The organism is Thiomicrorhabdus sediminis, assembly GCF_005885815.1.
Classification (GTDB): Bacteria; Pseudomonadota; Gammaproteobacteria; order Thiomicrospirales; family Thiomicrospiraceae; genus Thiomicrorhabdus; species Thiomicrorhabdus sediminis.
This window is the reverse complement of record NZ_CP040602.1, coordinates 1,627,957-1,645,636: the sequence shown is the minus strand read 5'-3', so window position 1 is coordinate 1,645,636 and position 17,680 is coordinate 1,627,957. Positions and strand designations below refer to the sequence as shown.

The window sequence follows — 17,680 nt, the reverse complement described above, 5'->3', positions numbered from 1 at the left end:
AGGAGTGACTGATGAATAGAGCTTTATATGTAGCAAAAACCGGTTTAGAGGCTCAACAGTTTCGTTTAGCCGCTATCTCCAATAACTTGGCCAACGCCAATACTTACGGTTATAAGACCGGGCGTGCAGAGTTTGATGATTTGTTGTATCAGAATGTCCGCCAGCCGGGGGCTCAAGCGTCGCAGGATGAAGTTAATACCTTGCCTTCAGGTTTGCAACTGGGTACCGGTGTTAAAGCGATTGGTGTGCAAAAAATTCATACTCAAGGGAATCTGATGATTACCGATAATCAACTCGACTTGGCGGTTGAAGGTAAAGGTTTTTTCCAGGTTCTAGATCAGGACGGTAACTTGATGTATACCCGTGATGGTTCCTTTCAAGTTAACCAGAACGGGGATGTGGTGACTTCATCGGGTTATTTATTAGAGCCGAATATTAATATTCCTCAGGATGCTACAGAAGTGTCTATTTCACGTGATGGTGTGGTATCGGTATCTCAGCCCGGTGTTATTGAACAAAACCAGGTAGGGCAGATTGAATTGGCTAGCTTTATTAACCCGGCCGGTTTGGAAAACCTTGGCCATAACTTCTTTGCCGAAACCACTGCCAGCGGTGTGCCGAATATCAATAATCCGCAAACCGCCGAAGCCGGAGCCATTCAGCAGGGGGCTTTGGAAGCGTCTAACGTGAATACGGTAGAAGAACTCATCGGTATGATTGAGGCACAGCGTACTTATGAGATGAATTCAAAAGCCATCTCCGCCGCTGACGGTATGATGCAGTACCTGAATAACAATACTTAATTTAACGCTGTGCTGATTTAGACCCGTTGAATATAAGACTTGAGTGCCGCTTTTCATCTTAAGTGAAAAGCTGGAAACAGGGGAATCGAGATGAAAAAAATAATAAAAACATTGAGCAGTCTAGCTGTTTTAGCTGGTATCGCCGGTTTAGCCGGGTGTTCGTCAACTCCCGAGCGCTTGCAGCATATTAGTTATGCGCCGAATTATCCATTAAATATCCCACAAACTGAGCAGCCAAATAATGGCTCTTTGTATCAACCCGGAGCGATGAATCTTTTTAATGATGTGAGAGCACACCGCGTTGGCGACATTATCACCATTCAGTTGAGTGAGAATATGTCGGCCAATAAAAAAGATGAAGCCAAATATGATAAATCCAATAGTCAGGATTACGGTATTACCACTCCGTTTTCGGTAAATACGCCGAATAATATTGTTGGTGATGCGGTTAAGGCGGTTACCGCTCCGGTGAGTGGGCTCGGATTTGGTTATGGTTCGGAAGGCTCTTTCTCCGGTAAGAGTGATGTTAAGCAGAACTCCAGCTTGAGCGGTGCGATTGCGGTAACAGTAGTCGAAGTCATTCCTAATGGTAATCTCGTTATCCGTGGTGAGAAGTGGATCACCATTCATGATGGTGATGAGGTGGTGCAGTTTGCCGGCATTATTCGTCCGGAAGATATTCAGCCGGATAATACCATTGCTTCTTCTAAGGTGGCGGATGTGCGTCTCGTTTATAAAGATGTAGGGATTGCCGGTGATACGGCTCGTGCCGGATTCGGGACCGAGTGGTTGTCAAAGTATTGGCCGCTGTAATAGTGTTTGATACATATTATTGATTTGCTTGGCTTATTTCTAAGACTTGGATAAAATAGCCAAGTTGATGAAAAGTCCGTCATTTATGTTCGCAAGTGCATATTGATGATGTGACAAACTTGTTTTACCGACCTGTTTTTAAATCTCCTTTTTACAGGTCGGTTTTTTATTTTCGATGACACATCTTTTTTCTTTCTTGGTGCCTTGCCCTTTTTCATTAAGGCTCTATTTCTAAAATGGCGTTAACCCAATTTTATCGGCCATTTTTTCAATAACTTTAACAAATGGCATAAGCTATGCTTAATCTATTGATGATAGTGGTTTAGCCTTTTGAATTGTCTAATTCGCTGTACACATAAAATTAAAAAATATATTTACCAGAAACAGAAAAATGCTAATAAATCATTCGCTTATATTGTATTGAAAAATGACGTTAGCGATTTGAAGTAGCCTAATAGGCAGGGGAAGATTATGAATCTGTTAAAAAATGCCATAGTTTTGACAGTGATGTTGACCGTTACGACATTTGCTCAAGCCGAGCGTGTCAAAGATATCGCCGAAGTTGGAGGGGTGCGTTCCAACCAGCTGGTCGGTTATGGTTTGGTCGTAGGTTTGAACGGTTCGGGTGATAAAACACCTTTTGCCGAACAAAGTTTGCTGAGTATGCTGAATAAGTTCGGTATCAAAGTCCCTGCCGGTGTCAAAACCAATTCAAAAAATATTGCCGCTGTCGCGGTTCATGCCGAATTGCCGGCTTTTTCGAAATCAGGGCAAAAAATTGATGTCACGGTTTCATCCTTGGGTAATGCCAAAAGCTTGCGCGGTGGGACTTTGCTGTTAACCCCTTTGAAAGCGGTAGACGGCAATGTGTATGCCCTGGCCCAGGGGAATTTGGTCGTAGGTGGTCTGGATGCCAGTGGGGCAGACGGCTCAAGGATTACTATCAATGTGCCGAGTGTTGGTCGCATTCCTGACGGTGGGATGGTGGAAAGAACTGTAAAGACCGGTTTTGAGTTGGGCAATACGATTTCATTGAATTTAAAAGATGCCGACTTCACTACCGCGACCAATCTGGTTAATGCGATTAATGATAAGTTAGGTGCCGGTACGGCAACCGCTTTGGATGCCGAGACGGTAGAGGTGATGGCGCCTCGTCTACCAAACCAGCGCGTTGCTTTCTTGTCAATTCTGGAAAATATTGATGTCCAGCCGGGAGAAAGCGCGGCCAAAATTATTGTCAATTCAAGAACCGGTACTGTGGTTATTGGCCAGAATGTTCGCGTCAGCCCCGCGGCGGTCACTCATGGCGGCTTGTCGGTAAAAATCACCGAAGCATTGAATGTCAGTCAGCCGGGTGCCCTGGCCGGAGGGCAAACCGCGGTGACTCCTGAGACGGCATTTGATGTCAGTCAGCAAGGTGATGGGCGTATGTTTAAATTTCCGGAAGGCGTTTCTTTGAATGATATTGTCCAAGCGGTCAATAAAGTAGGCGTGGCTCCGGGGGATCTGGTCGCGATTTTGGAAGCCTTGAAGCAAGCGGGCGCCTTAAAAGCAGACTTGATGATTATCTAGGTTTTTAGGAGTAGAATGATGAATATGGATGCTCTTAAATCGCCGATGGTTGGTCAAACAGCTAATTCGGAAGCGCAAAACTATGTCAATATCCAAGGCTTGGACAAATTGAAGCAGCAAGCGCGAGAAGACCAGAAATCGGCTTTGATGCCGGTGGCTCAACAATTTGAAGCCCTGTTTGTTGAGCAGGTGTTCAAAGAGTCACGTAAAGTCAGTTTGGATGATGGTTGGCTCGACGGTAATCAAGGTGATTTTTATAAAGATTGGCACGACAAACAGTTGGCGCAAGATCTGGCGGCTAAAGGAACTCTCGGTTTTGCCGATAAGATAGTTGAGCAGCTCGCGCCAAGCATTACCAATCTAGAAAATAAAAATATTGTAGATAATAAAGCGACGCATAAGGAAAATCCGACAGCTCCGGTTGACATTAAGTTAGCGGCAGAAAAGGATAAAATACCGAGCACAGAATCGGTACTGGCTTTAAAAGCAATTCGGTAATGTTCAAGAAGCGCAAGTTGTTATTCTGACCAGAATGAGGAAATTTCTATGGCTGATATGTTAACGATCGCCACTTTATCAACCAACGCATACAAAAAAGCGTTGGAAGTCACCAGTCATAACGTGGCTAATGTTGGAACCGAGGGTTATTCCCGCCAGCGCGTTGAGTTTGCTAGTGGGGCGCCTACATTGGTGGCAGCGGGCAGCTATCAAGGTTCTGGTGTCATGGTCGAAAGTGTGCAGCGCTCCTATGCTCAGTATATTCAAGAGCAGCTTTACCATACCAATAACGGTGTCGAAAAATACGAGGCTCAATTAGGCCTGGCCAGTGAAGTGGAAGGCATTATCGCGAGTAACGATGAGGGGGTTCAGCAATTCCTGCAGCGCTTCTTCGACTCTTTACAGAACCTTGCGGATAACCCGACTTCTGCAACCAGCCGTCAAATGGTGGTGGATGAAGCCGGCAATCTTGATAGTCATATCGGTAACTTGACCAATATCTTAAGCGACATCCAACAACAAACTAATGAACAGATTGAAGATATTACCACCGAGATCAACTCGCGTCTGGATCATATTAGAGAGTTGAACCAACAGGTTGAGTATTCCTATAACAATACCAGTAATCCACCAAATGATTTGCTTGACCAGCGTGATCAAGCGGTCTTGGAAATTAGTCAATATATTGATGTTAAAGCTTATTACAATGAAGAAGGACGTTTAAGCTTATATGCCGGTAATGGACGTTTACCCTTGATCAATGGGAATTACGTTAATCACCTCGAATCGGGGCAGAGTGAATTTGCTTCGGAAAATCGGACTGAAGTTTATATGTCGATTGGTGATCAACGTATACAAGCCTCCGATTTTATTAACGGTGGTCAGTTAGGTGGCGTATTAGAATTCCGTAGCGACATGCTCGATAAAGCACAGAAAGACTTGGGTATTATGCTTAACTCAATGACTGCGGCGATTAACTGGCAGCATTATCAGGGTTATGATGCTGATGGTAATCATGGGCAGAGCGTGTTTGAACCCATGATTGCCAACTCTATCGCAAGTATCAACAACGACCCAAGTTCTTCTAACGGTATAACCGTAACGTTTAGACCGACAGGCCTAAGTACGGATGCTGCAGCGCCTCCGTATTCCTATACCGATGCCAACTTGCCTCCATATACCGCAGCCAATGAACCGGCTACCTATGGTGATAAGAAAGCCGACTTGGATATTGCTCTTGCGACTATCGGTGAGATGGAGCCTAGAGAGTATGAGATGAAGTATAACTCGACGACATCATCATTTGATATTTACGAACGAGGCAAGACAACACTTTTAGGCTCCTTGCCAAACGCGCCGGCTGGTTCGGTGACGATTGATGGTCTCAACTTTGAAGCCGATGGCGGTGCTTACACTGCTGGCGATACATTTATTATTAAGCCTCATCAACAGATTTTGACTCAGTTCAAAAGTGTGATCGAAAACCCGGATGGCCTTGCCACACGAGGACAGTCTCCTGTTGATACTGGCGTTGCCGGACTTGATGATGAAGTTCCAGATGCTGCGGCAGAAGGGGATAACGTAAACGTTGCCAATATGGCGTCTTTGCAAAGTAAAAAAATCATGTTCTCCAATAGTAATGGTGTGCCATCGGAAAGCTTGATGGGGGGGTATTCACAAATGGCAACCAATGTGGGTACCTTTGTCAGAAGTACAGATATTCAGTTACAGGCTCAGACTAATGTTCATGCTCAGGTAATGCAACAAAGAGAATCAATTTCCGGGGTGAGTTTGGATGAAGAGGCTTCAAATTTGGTACGCTATCAGCAAGCCTATGAAGCCTCGGCACAAATTATTGCAACCTATCAGCAGATATTCCAAACCCTGATCGGTTTAACACGAGGATAAGAATATGAGAATTTCTACCAACTTATTCCATAATCAGGGAATTAACTCGATTCAGAAGCATCAAGAAGCGATTCTTGACTCTCAGTTGAAGTTGAGTACAGGTAAAAGAATCAATGTGCCGAGTGATGATCCGGTAGCGATGAACCAGGCACACAGTATTAAACGTACCATCAGTATTATCGAGCAGAATGCTCGTAATGGTGAATTTGCTCAAGCTCAACTGGTTTTGGAAGAAACATCGATTTCCAATACCGTTGAATCGTTGCAACGTGCGCGTGAACTGTCCATTCAGATGTTGAACGGAACTTACAACCAAAACGATAGAGTCGCCACCGCAGAAGAAATTGATCAGATTATTTTGCAGGTGCGTAATATGATGAACTATGAGACTTCTGAAGGTGAGCAGTTGTTTGCCGGGAACGTGGTCTTGGCTGAAAGAGCCTACATTGAAGATCCGAATTACCCAGGGTACTACACTTATATAGGTAGTCCGAATGCCAATACCGCGCCGGAGTATGAACCTCAAGCGCTGTATGGTGCCCGTCATGTGCAGATCGGTTTTGATGATGATAATGAATTGTCTCCTGATGATAAAGGGGATGCGAGCCGGGTGCGTATTACCGATAATGGTGCCAAGGTATTTGCTGCCGACCGCAATATGGATAATGCGAATATAGATCCTACAACAGGGGTGGATAACAACATTCTTAATGTCTTGGTCAGCTTCAGTAAGGTTTTGAAAGGTGAAGCCGACTTAACTCAAATGGCTGTTGAAAACGGTGATCCTGTTAATGCGGTACCCACCCTTGATGATATTGCAGACCAATTGAATGACTCGATTAACGGTATGACTCTGGTTCGTGCTGAAATCGGTGGGCGAATGACGCGTATCGAAACTCAGTATGACGCGGGTCAGTCGTTCAAAATTGCGCTTGAGGAGCATCGTGTCAATTTGGAAGAGACCGATGTGGTGACTGAAATATCGAATCTGACCAAGTATCAAAGTGCTTTGCAGATGGCTCAACAAGTGTTCAGTCAATTGAAAGATATGTCTCTTTTCAATTATTTGCGTTAGTCATTATATTTTTGGTCTCTGACTTGCTATAGCCTCCTATATGGAGGCTTTTTTGTGAACCAATCTTTAAAAAACACAATGATTCTACTGTTTATGGCGGGGATATTGATATTTATCTCAGGCTACCTGACGTCATTTCAACAGTGGTTAAGCCTTAATTATCATCAAGATAGAATGAGTTCATCGTCTTATCAAGGTTTTTCCCAAAGCTCTGGCGGTATTCGTCAAATTATTGGCACAGAAAAAATAGCGCAACAAATTGATCCGCCTGCGCTAACTAACTCGAGCGAGTTTGCTCAGCCTAAAGCGCAGCAAAATCACCAAAGCCCATATTTGCCAGAAAATACTCTAGGGCATGCCTCTCAAACATTGACGACTACTACTGAGGTTGTAACCGCCAATAGAAAGCCTTTACCGGTTTTAATAGAGCTTGATAATGAGCTGATTGTCGAATTTTCCTCGCACTATTCCTCTTATGAAGTCCAGCGTGCCTTATCGCGCTTGATGGTTTTGCATAATCCTCAACAAATAGAATCTTTGCTGAATAAACAGTCGATAGACACTCGTGAAAGACCTCATTATTACCCGCGCATAGAAAATCAGTTCCAACAGTCGGTGCGCTATCCGGCACAAGCCTATAGATATGCCGAATACCTGCTTGCCAACTTTAGTCAAACGGTGGTTGAAAATAATGAGCAATGGCAGATTGTTACCATTCCGTTAAAGACATTTGAGTTACCCGATAAGGCGAAATCCTATCAGAATTTGGTTGAGCAGTTTAGTCGTGAATATGCTGTTGATAATGATTTGGTATATGCCATTATGGAAGTCGAGAGCGCGTTTAATCCCAGAGCGGTAAGCCGTTCAAAAGCGCTGGGTTTAATGCAGATTAAACCTGGCAGCGCCGGACGAGATGTCTTTAAATACGTCGATAATCAAGCGGGACAGCCATCGGAGCAGGCACTGTTCAACCCTAAAGATAATATTCGTATCGGTGTCGCTTATTTAAGCCTGTTAAAGCAAATGTATTTTAAAGACGTGAAAGACAAAACTAAAAAAGAGTTGCTTGCTGTGGCTTCTTATAACGGTGGCCTGAATACCGTCTTCAAATTATTCGGTAAAACGCCAGAACAGTCTGTTGCGCGAATTAACCGATTATCGGCGGAACGTATTTATTGGATTTTGAGACAAAAGCATGAATCCAATGAAACCCGTCAATATATTGAAAAAGTGATGGCAAAGCGTAAAAAATACCAAAAACTACTGCAAGCAGCCGCTTAAGAGGTTGCTTGATGAGCTCGATTGGCGTAATTTAGCACTATAAAAATTATTCGATAAAGCGAAGGGTATGGATACAAATTATTGGCAGGGCAAACAGGTACTGGTAACGGGAGCAGATGGTTTTATCGGTTCTCATTTAACGGAAGCTTTGGTTAAGGCTGGGGCACAGGTTCGTGCCCTGACTCTTTATAATTCCTTCAATAGCTGGGGGTGGCTGGACAGCTCAGAATTACTGTCAGAAATCGAAGTTGTCAGTGGTGATGTGCGCGACCCTTTCTTATGTAAAAAAATCACTCAGGATTGTCATACCGTTTTCCATCTAGCGGCTTTAATTGCCATTCCTTATTCTTATATCGCGCCCAATTCTTATGTGGAAACCAATGTTAACGGTACTTTGAATATGGCTCAGGCCTGTCTGGAAAATGGCGTAGAGCGCTTTATGCATACGTCCACTTCAGAAATCTACGGCACGGCGCAATACGTACCTATCGACGAAAATCATCCGCCGCAACCGCAGTCGCCATATAGCGCGAGTAAAATCGGTGCCGATGCGATGGCGATGTCCTATTACAATGCATTCGAAATGCCGGTATCTATCGCGCGTCCTTTTAACACCTATGGCCCAAGACAATCGGCAAGAGCCGTGATTCCTACTATTATTTCGCAAATTGCCAGTGGCATGGAGCAGATCAAGTTGGGTGATACTTCACCAACACGTGACTTCAACTATGTTGCCGATACCTGTCGAGGGATGATGTTGATCGCCCAGTCAGCACAAACCATCGGTGAAACCATTAATATCGGTTCGAATTTCGAGATTTCAGTACAGGATACACTGGAACTGATTAAAGAGATTATGGCCAGTGATGTCGAGTTTATTCAGGATGAACAGCGTTTACGACCAAAGGATTCGGAAGTCTTTAGGCTTTGGTGTGATAACCGTCTGATTCATGAATTAACCGGTTTTGAACCACAATACGATATTCGCGCCGGCTTGGAGCAGACCATTGCATGGTTTAGCAATAGCGATAATCTTAAGCACTATAAAGCTGGAATTTATAATGTCTAACAGTGCTGAACAGTTCAAGCAACAAGCGCAGTCACTAGCCGGTTTTATACGTCAGCATTATCAAGTTGAAAACAGTGAAGAATTTATTCCTCTGCATGCCCCATGTTTCGATAGTCAGGAAAAACGGCTGTTGAATGATTGTATCGACTCGACTTTTGTTTCATCTGTGGGGCGTTATGTCGATGAGTTTGAACAGCAGGTTGCTGAGTTTACCGGAGCCAAACATGCGGTCGCGGTCGTCAATGGCACCATGGGGCTGTTTTTGGCGCTAAGAGTTGTCGGGGTAGAGGAACATGATCTGGTCATCACCCAATCGCTGACATTTGTCGCTACCGCCAATGCCATCAAGATGCTTGGTGCGTCACCGTTGTTTTTGGATGTTGATCAATCTTCGTTGGGCTTGAGTGCAAAAGAGCTGGAAACCTTTCTTGCTAAAGAAACCGAAGTCAAACAGGGACAGTGCTTCCATAAAGCATCAGGTAAAAGAATTTCGGCATGTGTGCCGATGCATACCTTGGGCTTTAGCAGCGAAATTGAAGAAATTGTTCTGCTTTGTCATCAATACCATATCAAAGTGGTTGAAGATGCCGCGGAAAGTTTGGGTTCTTATTATCAATCGAAACATACCGGTCGTTTTGGCGATTTAGGTGTTTTCAGCTTCAACGGCAATAAGGTTATCACCACCGGCGGTGGCGGTATGCTGATTACCAATAATAGCGAACTGGCCAAACAGGCAAAACACCTGAGTACCACCGCCAAGGTTGCTCACGCTTGGCTATTTGAGCATGATCAAATTGGTTACAATCTGAGAATGCCGAATATCAATGCCGCTTTGGGTGTGGCGCAGATGCAAAAATTACCGGCATTTTTAGAACAGAAAAAGCAGTTGGCAGAAAAATACAAAGCCTTTATAGGAACCTTGGATGCCTTCAGTTGGGTTGAACCTCTTGGAGCCAGCGAAGCAAATCATTGGTTGAACGCGATTCTATGCCCGGCTGAACAACGTGACCAATTGTTGGCGTTGTTGAATGATCAAGGCATTCAAGCTCGTCCATTGTGGACACCGTTACATCAGCAAGACATTTATCGCGATGAGCTTTGTTATGGAATGAAAAATACCGAATGGCTCGCCGCACGTTTGGTCAATATTCCAAGTGGCGTGGTATGCAATGCTTAAGGGTTTGTGGGTAGGATAGTTAGATGTCAGTTCATATCGATTCGAAAATACCTTTGTTGTTAATCGGTGGCGGCGGTCACTGTGAATCCGTGATTGATGTCATTAAAAAAAACAATCACTTCCATATTGTCGGCATCGTCGAGTCGGACGATTCAAACATTGCCGAAGTTAACGGTATTCCGGTAATCGGTCGAGACAAAGATTTACCGGCACTGATTAAAACTACTCGGAATTGCGTTGTTACCATTGGTCAGGTCGGATTGGATTCTGTGCGTCAGAACTTATTTGCAAAAGTGAAATCCCTAGGAGGGATTTTGCCTGTCATCAGTTCTCCATTAGCTCATATCGCCGAGTCGGCTTGTATTGGTGAAGGCACGGTGATTATGCATCATGCTTTGGTCAACAGCGGTGCTGTCATTGGCAGAAACTGTATTGTCAATTCAAAGGCTTTGGTGGAGCATCACACGAAAATCGGCGATTTTTGTCATATTGCCACCGCAGCGGTGATTAACGGCGATTGTGATATTGGCAACAACTGTTTTATCGGTTCCAGCGCGACCATAAAACAAGGTGTGGCGATCAGTTCTGAGACGGTAATCGGTGCGGCAAGTTATGTGCATCAATCTACTCAAGAATCGGGAACTTATTTCGGCTCCCCGGCTATGTTAAGAGGCAATGCCTGATGCATACCTTTATTATCGCCGAAGCCGGCGTAAACCATAATGGCGATTTAGATAAAGCGATGGCATTAATCGATGCCGCGGTCGATGCCGGTGCCGATGCGGTCAAATTCCAAACCTTTAATACTGAAAATCTGGTGACCGAAGATGCCAAGCAGGCTGATTACCAAGCAGCAAATACCGGTGTAAAAGAGAGTCAGTTCGCCATGCTCAAACGGCTTGAGTTGAGTGTCGAGGCGCATCAACAATTATTTGCCTATTGTCAGCAGAAAAATATCGAATTTATCTCGACCGCCTTTGATAGCGATAGCGTTGAGTTTTTACATCAGCTAGGCATGAAACGCTGGAAAATTCCATCCGGTGAATTGTTATCAATTCCATATTTAAGACAGATCGCGCGTTTTAACCAGCCGACAATCTTATCAACAGGTATGGGGGATTTGGGTGAGGTCAATCTGGCGATAACAACCTTGCTTGATGCCGGTTTGTCGAAACAGAATTTAATTGTTTTACATGCCAATACCGCTTATCCAACGCCCTACAGTGATGTTAATTTAAGAGCGATGCAAACTATTGAAGCGGAGTTTGATGTCTCGGTGGGCTTGTCTGATCACTCTTTAGGCATTGAGGTGCCGATTGCCGCGGTGGCAATGGGTGCGCAAGTCATTGAAAAGCATTTTACCCTAGACAGAACTCTGCCCGGACCGGATCATAAAGCCAGTCTAGAACCTCAAGAGTTAAAGCAGATGGTAATTTCGGTTCGTCATATTGAGCAAGCTTTAGGCGATGGCAAAAAACAGAGCTCAGTTTCTGAAAAGGCCAATATCTCGGTGGCCAGAAAACGTATTGTCGCCAAATCTGCAATTCAAAAAGGCGAACAATTCAGCGAGCAAAATGTCACCTTAAAACGTTCCGGTCAAGGGGCATATGCTTCCGATTGGGATAACGTCATTGGTCAAACCGCTAACCAGAATTTTGCCGAGGGAGAGGGCATTGAGTAACGGCATGGTACAGGGTAAAAAAATTGCCGTGGTTACAGCAACACGTGCTGAATATGGCTTGTTATCAAGACTCATTGGTTTGTTGCATGGATCTGACGAGTTTGAACTGCAGTTGTTTGTCACCGGCGCACATCTTCTCCCATCCCAAGGTATGACCGTTAACGATATTCGTAAAAACTCGGTGCCGATTAGTGCAGAGATCGAGATTATTGATCATGACAAACAACCTGTCGATATCGCCCAGGTTGCCGCCAAGGCCTTGTCTGCTTTCGCCAAAGTGTTTCAAACCTTTCAACCGGATGCGGTCGTGCTTTTGGGCGATCGTTACGAATTGATGGGTATCGCTTCGGCGGCTTTGCTGACCCATACACCGATTGTGCATATCCACGGCGGGGAAACCACTGAAGGTGCCATGGATGAAGCGATACGTCATGCAGTGACTAAAATGGCCAGTTTGCATTTTGCTGCGGCAAAACCCTATGCCAAACGTCTGATACAGATGGGAGAGCAACCGGATCGAGTTTTTAATGTCGGGGCTCCGGGGTTAGATGTCATCAGTCAACTGCAACCGATTGCGCTTGAACAATTGGAGGGCTTTCTCCAGTTAGCATTGAATAAGCCTGTGTTTATGGTCACTTACCACCCGGTTACCTGGGGAGACAACCATGGCCTGCAAGCGTTACAAGCGTTATTCAATGCCTTGGATGAGTTTCCCCAAGCATCCATTATCTGGACTGCCGCGAATACGGATGAATCCGGTGAGCAAATCAACCAGCAGGTAAAGAATTGGGTCGAGCAAAAAGCTAATGCTCGTTTTGTCTGTTCTTTGGGTTCGCAACGATATTTGAGTTTGCTGAAAATAGCGGATGTGGTCGTTGGCAACTCGTCCAGTGGCATTATCGAGGCGCCGGCTTGCGGTGCGGCAACAATCAATATCGGCAGCCGTCAACAGGGTCGTTTGAAAGCCCCGTCAATCATTGATTGTCATGAAAATGTCCATGATATCTGCAATGCCCTCAACAAGGCATTATCAACCGAGCATAAGGCTTTATGTAGACCGGAGCTTTCGCTTTATGGACAAGGTGATTCGGCAAAAAAAATGCTACAGATTTTATCGAAAACCAACTTTGATCAACTTAAAACAAAGCGCTTTTATGACCTGGATGGTGATATTAATGCGATATAACACTAATTTTTTTATGAGTTTTGCCGTTAAGACTCTATAGAAAAACATAAAAATACGATTCAGCAAGATCGCTGGCAGATAACACGCAAAGAGGAATCAATGAGCTTTTTAATTCCAAAACCTACCCCGATTGATTTAACACAGTTTGAATTACCTGAAGAGCAACTGGATACCAAATACGGCCTGCCGAAAGACGTCGCATTCTGTAAAAAATGTACGATTTCCAACCAGCGTCCCAACTCTGCGGTTGAATACAAACACACCAAAGACTCGAAAAAAGCCACCATTAATTTTGATGAAGAGGGTGTTTGTGATGCCTGCCGTGTTGCCGAAGAGAAAGAATTCACCATCGATTGGGGCATGCGTGAAGAAGAGCTAAAAGCGCTATGCGATAAACACCGCTCTACAGACGGCTCTTATGATTGCCTATTACCGGGTTCCGGCGGTAAAGACAGTTTTTATGCCTCGCATATCCTCAAAGAAAAATATGGTATGCACCCGTTTACCGTTACTTGGGCGCCGCATATGTATACCGAATGGGGTTGGCGTAACTTCCAACGTTGGATTCATGCCGGTTTCGATAACCAGCTGATGACACCAAATGGTCGTGTGCATCGTCTATTGACTCGTCTATCGGTGGAAAAACTGTTCCATCCGTTCCAAGCGTTTATGATCGGCCAAAAAGCCTTGGCTCCGAAAATGGCGGCGATGATGAATATTCCGTTGGTGTTCTTCGGTGAGAACGAAGCCGAATATGGTAATCCTAAAGGCGATACCGATAAGGCGCAACGTGACTGGCAGTATTTCACTATGACCGATGAAGCTGAAATCAATATTGGTGGCGTATCGATCAAATCGCTTAAAGAAGACTTTGGTTTGACCAAGGCCGATCTTGATCCTTATATGCCGGCCGATCCGGAAAAGTTGAAAGAAACCGGTGTCGAAGTGCATTATCTGGGTTACTACCTGAAATGGCATCCGCAGAGCTGTTATTACTATGCGCATGAGCATGGCGGTTTTGAAGCCTCGCCGGAACGTACACCGGGCACCTATTCAAAATACAACTCGATTGATGACAAGATCGACGATTTCCATTACTACACCACCGGGGTCAAATTCGGTATCGGTCGCGCCACCTACGATGCGGCACAGGAAATCCGTTCCGGCGATATCGACCGTGAAGAAGGTGTCGCCTTGGTCAAACGTTTCGATATGGAATTCCCGGAGCGTTTTGCCGAAGAGATTTTTGAGTATCTAAGTATTCCGGAAAAAGAATTCCCGATAGCCTCGAAAATGTTTGAGCAGCCGATTATGGACAGAGCCTATTTCGATACGCTAACCGATACCTTCCGCTCACCACATTTGTGGAAAAAAGACGAAAACGGAGAATGGAAACAGCGTTATACGGTTTGGCAGTAATAAAGGTTTTCAGATGAAGCAATTTTTTACGGAATTAGAGAGTAAAGTTAGTTTATCTCCAAATAAAGACGTACTTGTGGAGCAAGGGGCATTAGCATATTTTAATTTGTGGGTGGGTATTCTTTATTTACCGGCGTTGGTTGGTATAACCATCAAATGGTTATCCAGCAGTGATGAATACCAGTTATTGTTGATTGGCTCTGTATTTATTTCGATATTGGGATTGTTAATAATTGAAGGTATTGTGAAGTTTTCTGATGGTAGAAGTCTTTTTCTAAATACTTATATAACTTCGAAAGCGGTTGATAATACTTTACAGGATAAATTAATGCCTTTTTGTCAAACTAAAGGTATTGATTTCAAACTTGCTTATGATTTTTATAAAGAAAAGCATGAGGAGAAGTTTAATCAGACAAAATACAACTTATCTAAATTGCTTTCTTGGGAGCTTTTAATCGGAATTGTGGGGTTATATATGGCTTACCAAGGAATTAACTTATCTCAAACTCAGAGTTCTGAAGAGTTAAAATTTAATATCATTGAAGGTAGTGTAGGCATTGTTTTGTATTTTGTTCTTTTAAGAATTTCATTATTTTTAATTTCAGATATATATAAATTTTATTCAGGTTACATTCGTGGCGAAGCTCTTTTGAGATTTATGTTCAATAACATAAAAATGGGAGAAGTATGATTCGCTTAATTCCCCGTCTTGATATTAAATCTTCCCACCTGATTAAAGGGGTGAAGCTGGAAGGGTTGCGTAAAATCGGCAATCCGAATGATTATGCCCGTAAATACTATGAGCAGGGTGCCGATGAGCTGTTGTATATGGATGCAGTGGCATCACTTTATGGCCGAAACAGTCTGACCGATATCGTTAAGGAAACGGTGAAATCGGTGTTTATTCCGATTACCGTCGGTGGCGGTATCCGCTCGGTGGACGATGCGCGTGAAATCTTGCGTTGCGGTGCCGATAAGGTGGCGATCAATACCGCAGCGGTGCAACGTCCGGAACTGATTGCTGAAATGGCGCAAGCCTTTGGTTCGCAGTGCGTGGTGTTGTCGGTCGAAGCAATCAAACAGGCCGACGGCAAATGGCTGGCTTTCACCGATAACGGTCGTGAGCATACCGGTTTGGATGTGGTTGAATGGGTGAAAAAAGCCGTCGACTTAGGAGCAGGCGAAGTCTTATTGACCTCGGTTGACCGTGAAGGTGGTCGTAAAGGTTATGATCTGGATTTGATTAATGCGGTTTGTAAGGAAGTCTCTGTACCGGTTATTGCCTCTGGCGGTATGGGGGAGGCTGAACATGGTGTAGATGCGGTTAAATCCGGTGCCAGTGCGATTGCCATGGCCGATATTCTGCATTATGAGCGTGATACGGTTTCCGGTATTCGTGAGGTCTGTGCTGATAATGGTTTGGATGTACGTCCGCAGTCGGCGATTTTGGAGGTGAGCGCATGAGTAAAATCACCTTAATCGATTATGGCGCCGGTAATCTGCTGAATGTGCAGCGTGCATTTGAGCATTGTGGTGCCGAGGTCAATATCGCCACCACGCCGGAGCAAATTTTAACTGCCGATAGATTGGTGTTCCCGGGGGTTGGCGCATTTCCTCAAGCGATGGCGCAATTGCAAAAACAAAACCTGGTCGATACGATTAAAGAAGCAGCCAACAATAAACCGTTTCTGGGCATTTGTCTGGGTATGCAGATGCTATTGGATCAATCCGACGAATTTGAACTGACCCAAGGTTTGGGTTTGATTGCCGGGCAAGTCAAACAATTGCCAAGCACCTCGATTGATGGTCAGCCGATGACCATTCCGCATATGGGCTGGTCGCAGATTCATCCTAATCAGGTGCAATGGCAAGGTTCTTTACTGGCGGATATTGATGCCAATAATGCGTTTTATTTTGTGCATTCGTTTTATGCTGATGTCGCCGATGCTAAAGACCAATTGGCGGTATTCGATTTTGGCGGTCACGCGATTAGCGCGGCATTGCAAAAAGACAATATTATTGGTTGTCAGTTCCATCCGGAAAAATCCGGTGAAATGGGGCTCAAGATTATTGAGTCATTCCTTCAGATTTAATTGGCGTTTTTTATGCAATCAGCAGAAACAAATTTAAGTTATTGGCAACAAATCCAGAACACTGGACAACCGTTGTTTTTGCCGGATATCGGTACCTATTTCAATCAGGATATGGCGCAGGCCAAGTCTTTGGTCGATGAGTTGGTGAAAGCCGGAGTCAAAACCATTAAGGGGGAAATCCTGCAAAATGCCGATATCTGTCTGAATGCTTCGTTAAGCGGAAATGAAACCTATTGGGGGCACCAATCCCAGCAGAAAAAACAGGAAAACTATCGCCAGCTAATTGAGCGTAAGGTGGTTTCGTTAGAGGCCTATCAAGAGCTGTTTGAATATGCTAAGGCACAGGGTTGCGATATTATCGTTTCGGTCTATGATTTTGAAGGTGCTTTGTTCGCTCAGAAGATTGGCGTTAAGGCGATTAAAATCGCTTCGTCCAATATCACCCACCAGCCTTTGATTGAATTTGTTGCCGAGCTTGCACTGCCGATAATTATCGATACAGGCCACTCCTCTTTTGAAGAGATTGCTCGTGCCGTTAACTGGATGTTGGATGCTGGTGGGCGAAGTGAGAATCTGTTGCTGGAGCATAGTCCTTTAGGGCCGCCAAATCCGGTAGAGACTCATAACCTGCGTTTTATGCAGACTTTGGGCAACAGTTTTGGCGTGGCCTACGGTTTGTCTGATCACTATTTTGATGATGAAATGCTCTATGCCGCCACGGCAATGGGTGCGACGGTGCTTGAGAAAGGCGTCTGCCCAAATAATATGGGAGATGAGCAGGATGGTGGTCACGCTTTGCCAATCTCTCAGGTGAAAACCGTATTCGCTAAAATCCAGGCCATTGCTACGGCAATGGGTGATGGGGTGCGCCATTTGCCACGAGAGCGAGATAAGTACATTTCTCGTATGGGGTTGATTGCCAAAACCGACATTAAAGCGGGCGATAGACTGGATTTAAACAATATAGGTTTCGCTTTTCCGGCACTGGGTATTGGTTGTGAATATTGGTCGGAAGTGAATGCTAAAGTGTTCGCAAAACCAGTCAAAGCGGGCCAAGTCATCAATTGGGATGATGTCCGTACCGACAATACAGCGGGTTAATTGC

At 44.6% G+C, this 17,680-nt stretch carries 17 protein-coding genes; all 17 read left to right on the top strand.

Annotation, left to right across the window (positions count from 1 at the left end; genetic code table 11):
* Positions 1 to 11 precede the first annotated feature (11 nt).
* The 17 genes from flgG (at position 12) to FE785_RS07420 (ending at position 17,676) form a co-directional block, all read left to right on the top strand.
* On the top strand, positions 12 to 803 hold the full coding sequence (flgG, locus tag FE785_RS07500) for a flagellar basal-body rod protein FlgG (protein WP_138565161.1): 792 nt from the start codon (positions 12 to 14) through the stop codon (positions 801 to 803).
* Positions 804 to 893: 90 nt separating this feature from the next.
* Entirely contained in the window at positions 894 to 1,616 is a 723-nt protein-coding gene (locus FE785_RS07495) for a flagellar basal body L-ring protein FlgH (protein WP_138565160.1), read from the top strand.
* 471 nt (positions 1,617 to 2,087) lie between these two features.
* Positions 2,088 to 3,188: a flagellar basal body P-ring protein FlgI gene (locus FE785_RS07490; RefSeq protein ID WP_138565159.1), complete on the top strand. Its 1,101-nt coding sequence runs from the start codon at positions 2,088 to 2,090 to the stop codon at positions 3,186 to 3,188.
* A 15-nt stretch (positions 3,189 to 3,203) separates the two neighbouring features.
* Positions 3,204 to 3,686 carry a rod-binding protein gene (locus FE785_RS07485; protein ID WP_238696237.1) on the top strand — a complete coding sequence of 161 codons (483 nt, stop codon included), beginning with the start codon at positions 3,204 to 3,206 and terminating at the stop codon, positions 3,684 to 3,686.
* Positions 3,687 to 3,734: 48 nt separating this feature from the next.
* Entirely contained in the window at positions 3,735 to 5,594 is a 1,860-nt protein-coding gene (gene flgK / locus FE785_RS07480; RefSeq protein ID WP_138565158.1) for a flagellar hook-associated protein FlgK, read from the top strand.
* Between the two features lie 4 nt (positions 5,595 to 5,598).
* Positions 5,599 to 6,669, top strand: coding sequence for a flagellin N-terminal helical domain-containing protein (locus tag FE785_RS07475; protein ID WP_138565157.1), 1,071 nt, complete (start codon positions 5,599 to 5,601; stop codon positions 6,667 to 6,669).
* A gap of 54 nt (positions 6,670 to 6,723) precedes the next feature.
* A complete protein-coding gene (locus FE785_RS07470) occupies positions 6,724 to 7,950 on the top strand; it encodes a murein transglycosylase domain-containing protein (protein ID WP_138565156.1) in 1,227 nt (408 codons plus the stop codon).
* A 67-nt stretch (positions 7,951 to 8,017) separates the two neighbouring features.
* Positions 8,018 to 9,019: an NAD-dependent 4,6-dehydratase LegB gene (locus FE785_RS07465; RefSeq protein ID WP_138565155.1), complete on the top strand. Its 1,002-nt coding sequence runs from the start codon at positions 8,018 to 8,020 to the stop codon at positions 9,017 to 9,019.
* On the top strand, positions 9,012 to 10,196 hold the full coding sequence (locus tag FE785_RS07460; protein WP_138565154.1) for a LegC family aminotransferase: 1,185 nt from the start codon (positions 9,012 to 9,014) through the stop codon (positions 10,194 to 10,196). The genes FE785_RS07465 and FE785_RS07460 overlap by 8 nt, the downstream gene beginning before the upstream one ends.
* A gap of 23 nt (positions 10,197 to 10,219) precedes the next feature.
* Positions 10,220 to 10,879 (top strand): acetyltransferase, encoded by a 660-nt coding sequence (locus tag FE785_RS07455; RefSeq protein ID WP_138565153.1) that lies wholly within the window; start codon positions 10,220 to 10,222, stop codon positions 10,877 to 10,879.
* Positions 10,879 to 11,877 carry an N-acetylneuraminate synthase gene (neuB, locus tag FE785_RS07450; protein ID WP_138565152.1) on the top strand — a complete coding sequence of 333 codons (999 nt, stop codon included), beginning with the start codon at positions 10,879 to 10,881 and terminating at the stop codon, positions 11,875 to 11,877. Before FE785_RS07455 ends, neuB begins: the two co-directional genes overlap by 1 nt.
* A complete protein-coding gene (gene neuC, locus FE785_RS07445; protein WP_168188933.1) occupies positions 11,870 to 13,063 on the top strand; it encodes a UDP-N-acetylglucosamine 2-epimerase in 1,194 nt (397 codons plus the stop codon). The genes neuB and neuC overlap by 8 nt, the downstream gene beginning before the upstream one ends.
* 99 nt (positions 13,064 to 13,162) lie before the next feature.
* Positions 13,163 to 14,482 carry an N-acetyl sugar amidotransferase gene (locus tag FE785_RS07440; protein ID WP_138565150.1) on the top strand — a complete coding sequence of 440 codons (1,320 nt, stop codon included), beginning with the start codon at positions 13,163 to 13,165 and terminating at the stop codon, positions 14,480 to 14,482.
* Between the two features lie 13 nt (positions 14,483 to 14,495).
* Positions 14,496 to 15,173, top strand: coding sequence for a hypothetical protein (locus FE785_RS07435; protein ID WP_138565149.1), 678 nt, complete (start codon positions 14,496 to 14,498; stop codon positions 15,171 to 15,173).
* Positions 15,170 to 15,946, top strand: coding sequence for an imidazole glycerol phosphate synthase subunit HisF (gene hisF / locus FE785_RS07430; RefSeq protein ID WP_138565148.1), 777 nt, complete (start codon positions 15,170 to 15,172; stop codon positions 15,944 to 15,946). Before FE785_RS07435 ends, hisF begins: the two co-directional genes overlap by 4 nt.
* On the top strand, positions 15,943 to 16,575 hold the full coding sequence (gene hisH, locus FE785_RS07425) for an imidazole glycerol phosphate synthase subunit HisH (RefSeq protein WP_138565147.1): 633 nt from the start codon (positions 15,943 to 15,945) through the stop codon (positions 16,573 to 16,575). The genes hisF and hisH overlap by 4 nt, the downstream gene beginning before the upstream one ends.
* Before the next feature lie 12 nt (positions 16,576 to 16,587).
* Positions 16,588 to 17,676 (top strand): N-acetylneuraminate synthase family protein, encoded by a 1,089-nt coding sequence (locus FE785_RS07420; protein ID WP_138565146.1) that lies wholly within the window; start codon positions 16,588 to 16,590, stop codon positions 17,674 to 17,676.
* Positions 17,677 to 17,680 lie beyond the last annotated feature (4 nt).

What these genes read in the sequence shown, in the direction of transcription:
- flgG (WP_138565161.1), top strand. Translation starts at nt 12, where the DNA reads ATGAATAGAGCTTTATATGTAGCAAAAACCGGTTTAGAGGCTCAACAG.
- FE785_RS07495 (WP_138565160.1), top strand. Translation starts at nt 894, where the DNA reads ATGAAAAAAATAATAAAAACATTGAGCAGTCTAGCTGTTTTAGCTGGT.
- FE785_RS07490 (WP_138565159.1), top strand. Translation starts at nt 2,088, where the DNA reads ATGAATCTGTTAAAAAATGCCATAGTTTTGACAGTGATGTTGACCGTT.
- FE785_RS07485 (WP_238696237.1), top strand. Translation starts at nt 3,204, where the DNA reads ATGATGAATATGGATGCTCTTAAATCGCCGATGGTTGGTCAAACAGCT.
- flgK (WP_138565158.1), top strand. Translation starts at nt 3,735, where the DNA reads ATGGCTGATATGTTAACGATCGCCACTTTATCAACCAACGCATACAAA.
- FE785_RS07475 (WP_138565157.1), top strand. Translation starts at nt 5,599, where the DNA reads ATGAGAATTTCTACCAACTTATTCCATAATCAGGGAATTAACTCGATT.
- FE785_RS07465 (WP_138565155.1), top strand. Translation starts at nt 8,018, where the DNA reads ATGGATACAAATTATTGGCAGGGCAAACAGGTACTGGTAACGGGAGCA.
- FE785_RS07460 (WP_138565154.1), top strand. Translation starts at nt 9,012, where the DNA reads ATGTCTAACAGTGCTGAACAGTTCAAGCAACAAGCGCAGTCACTAGCC.
- FE785_RS07455 (WP_138565153.1), top strand. Translation starts at nt 10,220, where the DNA reads ATGTCAGTTCATATCGATTCGAAAATACCTTTGTTGTTAATCGGTGGC.
- neuB (WP_138565152.1), top strand. Translation starts at nt 10,879, where the DNA reads ATGCATACCTTTATTATCGCCGAAGCCGGCGTAAACCATAATGGCGAT.
- FE785_RS07440 (WP_138565150.1), top strand. Translation starts at nt 13,163, where the DNA reads ATGAGCTTTTTAATTCCAAAACCTACCCCGATTGATTTAACACAGTTT.
- FE785_RS07435 (WP_138565149.1), top strand. Translation starts at nt 14,496, where the DNA reads ATGAAGCAATTTTTTACGGAATTAGAGAGTAAAGTTAGTTTATCTCCA.
- hisF (WP_138565148.1), top strand. Translation starts at nt 15,170, where the DNA reads ATGATTCGCTTAATTCCCCGTCTTGATATTAAATCTTCCCACCTGATT.
- hisH (WP_138565147.1), top strand. Translation starts at nt 15,943, where the DNA reads ATGAGTAAAATCACCTTAATCGATTATGGCGCCGGTAATCTGCTGAAT.
- FE785_RS07420 (WP_138565146.1), top strand. Translation starts at nt 16,588, where the DNA reads ATGCAATCAGCAGAAACAAATTTAAGTTATTGGCAACAAATCCAGAAC.